This window comes from Streptomyces sp. WELS2 (assembly GCF_013870595.1).
In the GTDB taxonomy this organism is placed as follows: domain Bacteria; phylum Actinomycetota; class Actinomycetes; order Streptomycetales; family Streptomycetaceae; genus Streptomyces.
Window position 1 is genome coordinate 1 of the sequence record NZ_JACBWZ010000202.1, and the last position, 8,963, is coordinate 8,963.

Here is an 8,963-nt window from a genome sequence, read left to right on the forward strand (position 1 = left end):
CGTGCCCCTTGGCCGGCTTCAGCAGCACCTTGTTCCCCCGGCGCACGGCCGGACCGCCTTCCACCACCCGCTCCCGCAGGTGCACCAGCACCTCGGGGATGTCGATGGCGACCGGGCACACCTCGTAGCAGGCCCCGCACAGCGACGAGGCGTACGGCAGAGAGGCGTCGATCCCGCTCGCCGTGCCCCGCAGCTGGGGGCTGAGGATGGCGCCGATGGGGCCCGGGTAGACCGAGCCGTAGGCGTGTCCGCCCGCCCGCTCGTACACCGGGCACACGTTCAGGCAGGCCGAGCAGCGGATGCAGCGCAGCGCCTGGCGGCCCACGGTGTCGGCGAGGGTGTCGGTGCGGCCGTTGTCCAGCAGCACCAGGTGGAAGTCGCGCGGGCCGTCCTCGTCGGTGGTGCCGGTCCACATGCTGGTGTACGGGTTCATGCGCTCGGCGGTCGAGGAGCGGGGCAGGGTCTGCAGGAAGACCTCCAGGTCCCGCCAGGTGGGCACGACCTTCTCGATGCCGACGACCGAGATCAGCGTCTCGGGCAGGGTCAGGCACATCCGGCCGTTGCCCTCGGACTCGACGACCACGAGCGTGCCGGTCTCGGCGACCATGAAGTTGGCGCCGGAGATGCCGACCTTCGCCCGCAGGAACTTCTCCCGCAGGTGCAGCCGGGCCGCCTCGGCCAGGTCGGCGGGCGTGTCCGTCAGGCCCTCGGGCGCCGGCCGGCCCCACTCGCCCATCTCCCGCGTGAAGATGTCCCGGATCTCCCCGCGGTTGCGGTGGATGGCGGGGACGAGGATGTGGGAGGGGCGGTCCTTGCCCAACTGCACGATCAGCTCGGCGAGATCGGTCTCGTAGGCGCGGATGCCCGCCGCCGCGAGGGCCTCGTTGAGCTCGATCTCCTGCGTGGCCATCGACTTGACCTTGACGACCTCCGACTCGCCGGTGGCCCTGACCAGTTCGGTGACGATCCGGTTGGCCTCCTCGGCGTCGGCCGCCCAGTGCACCGTGCCGCCGGCCGCGGTGACCGAGGCCTCCAACTGCTCCAGGTACCGGTCGAGATGGCGCAGGGTGTGGTCCTTGATCCGGCGGCCCGCCTCGCGCAGCCCGGCCCAGTCGGACAACTCGCCGACCGCCCGGGCCCGTTTGGCGCGGATGGTGTGCGTGGCGTGGCGCAGGTTGCCCCGCAGCGTGGGATTGCGGACGGCTTCCCGCGCGGCCTCCGGAAAGGCCGGCATGCCGACGAACGTACCGCTCATACCGCCGGTTCCTCCTCCGTGCTCGCCAGGATCTCCGCGATGTGCACCGGCCGCATGCCGCTGCCCAGCCGGCTCATCGTGCCGCCGATGTGCATCAGGCAGGAGCTGTCGGCCGCGCACAGCACCTCGGCGCCCGTCGACTCCGCGTCGCGCACCTTGTCCACGCCCATCGCCGCCGACACCGCGGCGTTCTTCACGGCGAACGTGCCGCCGAACCCGCAGCACTCCGCGGCCCCCGGCAGCTCGGCCAGCTCCAGCCCCTTCACCGCCTTCAGCAGCCGGCGCGGCCGGTCCCCGAGCCCGAGTCCGCGCAGCCCGTGACAGGTCGGGTGATAGGTGACCTTGTGCGGGTAATAGGCGCCCACGTCCGTCACCCCGAGCACATCCACCAGGAACTCCGTCAGCTCGTACGTCTTCGGCACCACCGGCGCCAGCGCCCGCGCGAGCCCGTCCCCGCGTCCCTCGGCCCGGGCCCGCTCGCCCAGCCGGGGATACAGCTCCCGCACCATCGCCCCGCACGATCCGGACGGGGTCACGATCGCCTCGTAGTCGCGGAAGACATCGGAGAAATGCCGGGCCAGCGGCTCGGTCTCATGGCGGTAGCCGGTGTTGTAGTGCGCCTGCCCGCAGCAGGTCTGGTCCATCGGGAAGTCGACGTCGACACCCAGTCTGGTCAGCAGCTTCACCACGGCCCGGCCGGTATCCGGATACAACGTGTCGTTGACACACGTCAGGAACAGGGCGACACGCATCGAGGCTCCTCGGTGTCGGTCGGCGGACGGGTGGCACGGATCATCGGATGACCGCAGGGTAGTCGGCGGGGTGCGGGCGCGGGAGAGCGCGGGTCACCGGGCGGCGAGCCGCGCCTCGGCCGCCCGCCACCGGCCGGTGTCGCCCCGGGGCGTGTACCGGGTGAGCGGCTGGGTACGGGTGAGCAGTCTGCGCAGCGCGGGCAGATCGCCGGCGAGTCCGTGCGCGCGGGCCTGCACCAGCACATTGCCCAGGGCCGCCGCCTCGGTCGCGCCCGCGACGACCGGCAGCCCGCAGGCGTCGGCCGTCAGCTGGCACAGCAGCGCGTTGCGGGTGCCGCCGCCCACGAGGTACACCACGTCCACCGGATGGTCGGCCAGCCGGGCCGCGTCCAGCACGGCCCGCCGGTGCGCGAGGGCCAGCGAGTCCAGAATGCACCGGGTCACCTCGGCCGGGGTGGCGGGCACCGGCTGCCCCGACGCCCGGCACGCCTCGGCGATCCGCTCCGGCATCCTCCCCGGCGCGAGGAAGGCAGCGTCCCCGGCGTCCACCACCGAACGCAGCGTGGGCACGGCCGCCGCCCGACGCAGCAGCAGCCCCAGGTCCGGCTCGCCCCAGGCCCGTACGCACTCCTGGAGCAGCCACAGCCCCATGATGTTGCGCAGATAGCGGACCGTGCCGTCCAGCCCCAGCTCGTTGGTGAAGTTGGCCGCCCGGCTCTCCTCGGTCAGCACCGGCGCGGACAGCTCCAGGCCGGCCAGGGACCAGGTGCCGGTGCAGATGTAGGCGAACCGCTCACCCGTCGCCGGGACCGCCACGACCGCCGACGCGGTGTCGTGCGAGCCGACCGCCGTCACCGGAACCGGGCCGCGCAGCCCGGTCTCCGCCAGCACCTCGGGCCGCAGCGTCCCGGCCGGATCGCCCGGCTGCCGCAGCGGCGCGAACAGACCGAGGTCGATGCCCAGCCGGCCGGCGACCCCGTGCGCCCAGGTCCGGGTACGCGGGTCGACGAGCTGGGTGGTGGAGGCGTTGGTCAGCTCGGTGCCCTGCTCGCCGGTGAGCCAGTACGTCAGCAGGTCCGGGACGAGCAGCGCCCGTGCCGCGAGCGCGAACCGGGCGGTCGAGCGGTCCGCCGTGAGCTGGTAGAGCGTGTTGAACGGCGCGTACTGGATGCCGGTCGCCGCGTACAGCTCCGCCGCCGGCACGGTCGCCCACACCTTCTCCGCGACCCCCTCGGTGCGGGCGTCGCGATAGTGGACCGGGTTGCCGAGCAGCGTCCCCTCGCCGTCCAGCAGGCCGTAGTCGACCGCCCAGCCGTCGACGCCGACGGAGGCGAGCCGGCCACCGCCGGCGGCGCCCGCCGCCCGCAGTCCGTCCAGGACACCGCCGTACAGCGCGAGGATGTCCCAGCGCAGCCCCTCCGGGAGCCGCACCGGCCGGTTCGGGAACCGGTGCGCCTCGGTCAGCTCCACCGAGTCGGGGCCCACCCGGCCCACCATGACCCGCCCGCTGGACGCGCCCAGGTCGACGGCCGCGTACGCCTTCACGCCCGCGCTCATCGCAGGAACGCGGCCGCCACACCCGCGTCGACCGGGATGTGCAGCCCGGTGGTGTGCGTGAGGTCCCCGCAGGTCAGCGCGAACACCGCGTTCGCCACGTGCTCGGGCAGCACCTCGCGCTTGAGCAGGGTGCGCTGCGCGTAGAACTCGCCCAGCTTCTCCTCCGGCACCCCGTACACCGCGGCCCGCCGAGCCCCCCAGCCCCCGGCGAAGATGCCGGAGCCGCGCACCACACCGTCCGGGTTGACGCCGTTCACCCGGATCCCGTGCTCGCCCAACTCGGCTGCGAGGAGCCGTACTTGGTGGGCCTGGTCGGCCTTGGTGGCGGAATAGGCGATGTTGTTCGGCCCGGCGAAGACGCCGTTCTTGGAGACGATGTACACGAGGTCGCCGCCCAGTCCCTGCGCCGTCATCACCCGGGCCGCCTCCCGGGACACCAGGAACGAGCCGCGGGCCATGATGTCGTGCTGGAGGTCCCAGTCCCGGGCGGTGGTCTCCAGCAGCGGCTTGGACACGGAGATCCCGGCGTTGTTGACGACCAGGTCGACCCCGCCGAACGCGAGCACCGCCGACCGGAACGCGGCGGTGATCTGCTCCTCGGAGGTGACGTCCACGGTGACGGCGACGGCCTGGTCCGGCCCGCCCAGCTCCTTCGCGACCCGCGCCGCTCCCTCGGCGTCCAGGTCGGCGACGACCACACACGCCCCCTCCGCCACCAGCCGGTGCGCGATGGCCTTGCCGATCCCGCTGCCCGCCCCCGTCACCAGCGCGACACGGGTGGCGAGCGGCTTGGGCGCGGGCATCCGCTCGAGCTTGGCCTGCTCCAGCGCCCAGTACTCGATGCGGAACTTCTCCGCCTCGTCGATCGGCGCGTACGACGAGACCGCCTCGGCGCCCCGCATCACGTTGATCGCGTTGACGTAGAACTCGCCGGCCACCCGGGCGGTCTGCTTGTCCTTGCCGAAGCTGAACATGCCGACACCCGGGATCAGCACGACGGCCGGATCGGCGCCGCGCATGGCGGGGGAGCCGGGCCGGGCGTGCCGCCGGTAGTAGGCGGCGTACTCCTCCCGGTAGGCGGCGTGCAGTTCCCTCAGCCGGGCGACGGCGTCCTCCAGTGGCGCGGCCGGCGGCAGGTCCAGTACCAGCGGCCGTACCTTGGTGCGCAGGAAGTGGTCCGGGCAGGAGGTGCCGAGGGCGGCCAGCCGGGGGTGCTCGGCGCGGGCCAGGAAGTCCAGGACCACCTCGGAGTCGTCGAAGTGCCCCACCTGCGGCCGGTCCCGCGACGCCAGGCCCCGGACGTACGGCGCGAGCGCGGCGGCCCGCTCCCGCCGCTCCGCATCGGGCAGCGCCTCGTACCCCGCGACGACCGGCCCGAACGGCTCCGCCCTGCCCCTCCGGGCGAGGAACGCCTCGGCGGTCCGGATGATGTACAGCGAGTTGCGCTCGCACTCCTCGGACGTCTCGCCCCAGGCGGTGATGCCGTGCCCGCCGAGGACGCAGCCGACGGCCCGCGGGTTCGCCCGCTTGATCCCGGCGATGTCCAGCCCGAGCTGGAACCCGGGCCGCCGCCACGGCACCCACACCACGCGGTCCCCGAAGCACTCGGCGGTCAGCTTCTCCCCGTCGGCCGCGCAGGCGAGCGCGATACCGGAGTCCGGGTGCAGATGGTCCACGTGCGGGGCGTCCACCAGGGCGTGCATGGCGGTGTCGATGGAGGGCGCGGCCCCGCCCCTGCCGTGCAGGCAGTAGTCGAACGCCCCGGCCATCTCGTCCTCGCGCTCCACCCCGGGGTACACCTCGGCCAGGGCCCGCAACCGGTCCAGCCGCAGCACGGCCAGCCCGGCCTCGGTGAGCGTGCCGAGGTCGCCGCCGGAGCCCTTGACCCACAGCAGCTCCACGTCACCCCCGGTCACGGGATCGGTGGCGGTGCCCTTCGCGGAGGCGTTGCCGCCGGCGTAGTTGGTGTTGCGGGGGTCGGAGCCGAGGCGGTGGGAGCGGGAGAGGAGAGCGGCGACCGAGGGGTGGGTGGTCATGGGGTACGGGTTCCTTTCCGGGAGGCGGGGGAAGGGGCAGGGTCCGGAGGGGGCGGGGAACCGCGTGACGAGCCGCGACGGCCCCGCACCCCGCGACGGCGCTCCGGCGGCGGACGCTTCACGCCCCCCAGCCGGCCTGCTCCCCGCCGACCCGCTCGGCGACGATCTTCTCGGCCCACCCGGACCGGGCGTACGCGGCCATCGGGTCGGGGTCCACCCCCATCTCCTCCCGGACCTCACGCAGCAACGGCCGCACATCGGTGTTGTACGCGTCCATCAGCACGGCGTTGGCCCCCAGCACGTCCCCCGACGCCTGCGCCTCGGCCAACGCGTCCCTGTCGACCGACAGCGCCTTGGCCGTGGCCTCCTGGACGTTCATCACGGAGCGGATGATCGCCGGGATCTTCGGTTCGATGTTGTGGCACTGGTCGAGCATGAACGCGACCTCGGAGGTGAACCCCCCGCCGCGCACCACCTCGTACATGATCCGGAACAGCTGGAAGGGGTCCGCCGCCCCCGCCATCAGGTCGTCGTCGGCGTAGAACCGCGAGTTGAAGTCGAACCCGCCGAGCTTGCCCGCCCGCAGCAGCGTGGCGACGATGAACTCGATGTTGGTGCCCGGCGCGTGGTGCCCGGTGTCCACCACCACCCGCGCCTTGTCGCCGAGTCCGAGGCAGTGGGCGTAGGCGGTCCCCCAGTCCGGCACGTCCGTGGTGTAGAACGCCGGCTCGAAGAGCTTGTACTCCAGCAGCATCCGCTGCCCCTCGCCGAGCCGCGCGTACACCTCGGCCAGCCCCTCGGCCAGCCGGTCCTGGCGGGCGCGCACATCGTCCTGCCCGGGGTAGTTGGTGCCGTCCGCGAACCACAGCTTCAGATCGCGGGACCCGGTGGCGTCCATGATGTCGACGCAGCGCAGCAGGTGGTCCACAGCCTTGCGCCGCACGGCCGCGTCCGGATGACAGACGCTGCCCAGCCTGTAGGCGTCGTCCTGGAAGGTGTTGGAGTTGACCGTGCCCAGCCGCACCCCCCGCTCCCCGGCGTACTCCGCGAGCGCGGTGTAGTCCTCCACGGTGTCCCAGGGGATGTGCAGGGCGACCGACGGCGCGACCCCGGTGAACTCGTGCACCCGCGCCGCGTCCTGGAGCTTCTCCCACGGCGAGCGCGGCACCCCGGCCTGCGTGAACACCTTGAACCGGGTGCCCGAGTTCCCGTACGCCCACGACGGCGTCTCGACGGCCTGGGTCTTGAGCGCGGCCTTCACCGCGGCGAGGTCGGTCACTTCAGGGCTCCTGTGGGTGTCGGGCGGGCGACGGACCGAGCGTATGAAACGATTCAGAATGGCAAGCTAGGGGCCACCACCAGGGGTGTCAAGCACTCCGGCGAACCCGGCCACCGCGATCGCGTTTCCTCCGCTGGCACTCGAAAGCTTTTCGATCCCGGCCCATTGACGTGGGCTGGTTACGGTGCCTACGGTCCCGGCAAGCCAGTTGAAACCTTTCACGACATCGTGGGCGGCCGAGCGGTCCCGCGCCGGTGCCGTCGAGGAGCCCCCATGACCCACCCGCCCGGCCCGGGACCGGTCCCGGTGCCGGTGCCGGCACCGAAGGGTGTCTTCGAGTCCTTCGGCGCCGTACGCGTCCCGCGCGACGTCTCCCCGGAGCCGCCGCCCGGCGAGGTGCGGGCGCCGGCCGGCGAGAACGGCGCGGGCAGGACGGCGCCGGTCAGGACCCTCGCCGGGGCGCACCGCCCGGACACCGGACAGGTGCTGCTCGACGGCGAACCCGTCGTCTTCCACGGCCCCGGCGACGCCCGGCGGTCCTTCCGGCAGACCCGGGGCCTGTTCCAGGAGCACCCCGGCCTGAAGGGGATCGCCTCCCCGGCCGCCGTCGGCATCAAGGCCGCCGCCCCCTGCCTGTCCGGGCCCACGTACAAGGGCAGGGTCCGGCTGACCGGCCCCGGCACCCAGGACGACCCGCACCGGTGCGTCGGGAACGGCACCGTCGAGGCCTTCGCGCCGTGGGACCGGGCCGGGCCCGGCGCGCTCGCGGCCCGCACCGCCGTCGCGCCGGCCTTCAGGCGGATCGGCGGCGGGCCGGGCGAGACCTCCGGCTCCGGCGGGACGACGTACACCCTGGGCCGGAACGGCGTGACCGGCCCCGGCCGGCCCGCCGTGTTCGGCGCCCGCACCACCGACCGGTACCACTTCCGAGGGAACGGGGACTGTTCATGCAGCGCGTGTGCTTCCTGCTGAGGGTCAGGGCGGACCGGCTCGAGGAGTACCGGGCGCGGCACGCGGCCGTCTGGCCGGAGATGCTCGACGCACTGAAGACGGCCGGTTGGCGCAACTACTCGCTGTTCCTGCGCGGGGACGGCCTGCTCGTCGGTTATCTGGAGACCGAGGACTTCGCCGCCGCCCAGGCCGGCATGGCCGCCACGGAGGTCAACTCCCGCTGGCAGAAGGAGATGGCGCCCTTCTTCGAGTCCCTGGACGGCGCCCGGCCCGACGAGGCCATGCGGCCGCTCACCGAAGTGTTCCACCTGGCCTGACCGGGAAGACACGCGGATGAGACCCTCGCTGACCGGTCCGGTGCGCACCCGACTGGACGCCCGCGCCCTGTACTTCGTCTCCTACGACGGTCTGGTCAACACCAACTCCTTCCAGAAACACGGGCTGTTGACCCACGGCCGTCACCAGTACGCCGTCTGGTACACGGCGAGCCGCGAGGCGGTCGTGGCCCGCCGCGAGCTCGGCACCACCGCCTGGTCGGCCGTCACCCTGCCGCACCGGCTGAAGGCCGACGACTCACACAACGTCATCTGCATGGGCGTCTCGCCGGTGGACGGCCGCCTGCACCTGAACCTCGACTCCCACAGCGACGGCTTCCACTACGTCAAGTCCGTCGCCGGACTCCTGGACGACACCTCCCGCACCGCCTGGGGCCCGTCCGCCTTCGGCACCGTACGGACCACCCTGGACGGCCTGCCGCTCACCGCACGGTTCACCTACCCGCAGTTCCTCACCACCCCCGAGGGCCTGCTCCAGCTGGCCTACCGGACCGGTGTCTCCGGGAACGGCCGCAACGCCCTCGCCGAGTACGACGGTTCCCGCTGGACCGCGCTGGGGGAGTGGTCCGGCGCCACCGGCACGTACACCAGCGCGCACGGCTCCAGCACCGCCCGCAGCATGTACCTGCACGGCCTCGACTACGACCGGCGCGGCCGGCTGCACGCCCTGTTCACCTGGCGGGAGCGGGACCCGGCCGTCCTCGCCGACGGCGGCGGACTGACCAACCACGACACCGGCTACGTCACCTCCGACGACCGCGGCCGGACCTGGCGCAACGACGCGGGCGCCGTGGTGGG

At 73.1% G+C, this 8,963-nt stretch carries 8 protein-coding genes; 3 read left to right on the forward strand and 5 right to left on the reverse strand.

Annotated features, from left to right (window positions below; all coding sequences use genetic code 11):
• The 5 genes from H5J33_RS14575 to rhaI all read right to left on the reverse strand — a co-directional run.
• On the reverse strand, positions 1-1,255 hold a 1,255-nt coding region (locus tag H5J33_RS14575), incomplete at its 3' end, for a lactate utilization protein B (protein ID WP_181795336.1).
• Positions 1,252-2,007, reverse strand: a complete 756-nt coding sequence (locus H5J33_RS14580; protein WP_181795337.1) for a (Fe-S)-binding protein — start codon at positions 2,005-2,007, stop codon at positions 1,252-1,254. The genes H5J33_RS14580 and H5J33_RS14575, both read right to left, overlap by 4 nt.
• A 93-nt stretch (positions 2,008-2,100) precedes the next feature.
• Complete coding sequence (locus tag H5J33_RS14585) at positions 2,101-3,564, reverse strand: rhamnulokinase family protein (RefSeq protein ID WP_181795338.1); 1,464 nt, start codon at positions 3,562-3,564, stop codon at positions 2,101-2,103.
• Positions 3,561-5,600 (reverse strand): bifunctional aldolase/short-chain dehydrogenase, encoded by a 2,040-nt coding sequence (locus tag H5J33_RS14590; RefSeq protein WP_181795339.1) that lies wholly within the window; start codon positions 5,598-5,600, stop codon positions 3,561-3,563. The genes H5J33_RS14585 and H5J33_RS14590 overlap by 4 nt, the downstream gene beginning before the upstream one ends.
• A gap of 118 nt (positions 5,601-5,718) precedes the next feature.
• Entirely contained in the window at positions 5,719-6,879 is a 1,161-nt protein-coding gene (gene rhaI / locus H5J33_RS14595; RefSeq protein WP_181795340.1) for an L-rhamnose isomerase, read from the reverse strand.
• Between the two features lie 273 nt (positions 6,880-7,152).
• Between rhaI and H5J33_RS38680 the strand changes: the two genes are divergently transcribed.
• The 3 genes from H5J33_RS38680 to H5J33_RS14610 all read left to right on the forward strand — a co-directional run.
• A complete protein-coding gene (locus H5J33_RS38680; protein WP_399552829.1) occupies positions 7,153-7,851 on the forward strand; it encodes an ATP-binding cassette domain-containing protein in 699 nt (232 codons plus the stop codon).
• On the forward strand, positions 7,827-8,147 hold the full coding sequence (locus H5J33_RS14605; RefSeq protein ID WP_181795341.1) for an L-rhamnose mutarotase: 321 nt from the start codon (positions 7,827-7,829) through the stop codon (positions 8,145-8,147). The genes H5J33_RS38680 and H5J33_RS14605 overlap by 25 nt, the downstream gene beginning before the upstream one ends.
• A 16-nt stretch (positions 8,148-8,163) precedes the next feature.
• Positions 8,164-8,963: BNR repeat-containing protein (locus tag H5J33_RS14610; RefSeq protein ID WP_181795342.1), on the forward strand; the 800-nt coding region annotated here is incomplete at its 3' end.

What these genes read in the sequence shown, in the direction of transcription:
- H5J33_RS14590 (WP_181795339.1), bottom strand. Translation starts at nt 5,600, where the DNA reads ATGACCACCCACCCCTCGGTCGCCGCTCTCCTCTCCCGCTCCCACCGC.
- H5J33_RS14605 (WP_181795341.1), top strand. Translation starts at nt 7,827, where the DNA reads ATGCAGCGCGTGTGCTTCCTGCTGAGGGTCAGGGCGGACCGGCTCGAG.
- H5J33_RS14580 (WP_181795337.1), bottom strand. Translation starts at nt 2,007, where the DNA reads ATGCGTGTCGCCCTGTTCCTGACGTGTGTCAACGACACGTTGTATCCG.
- H5J33_RS38680 (WP_399552829.1), top strand. Translation starts at nt 7,153, where the DNA reads ATGACCCACCCGCCCGGCCCGGGACCGGTCCCGGTGCCGGTGCCGGCA.
- H5J33_RS14585 (WP_181795338.1), bottom strand. Translation starts at nt 3,564, where the DNA reads ATGAGCGCGGGCGTGAAGGCGTACGCGGCCGTCGACCTGGGCGCGTCC.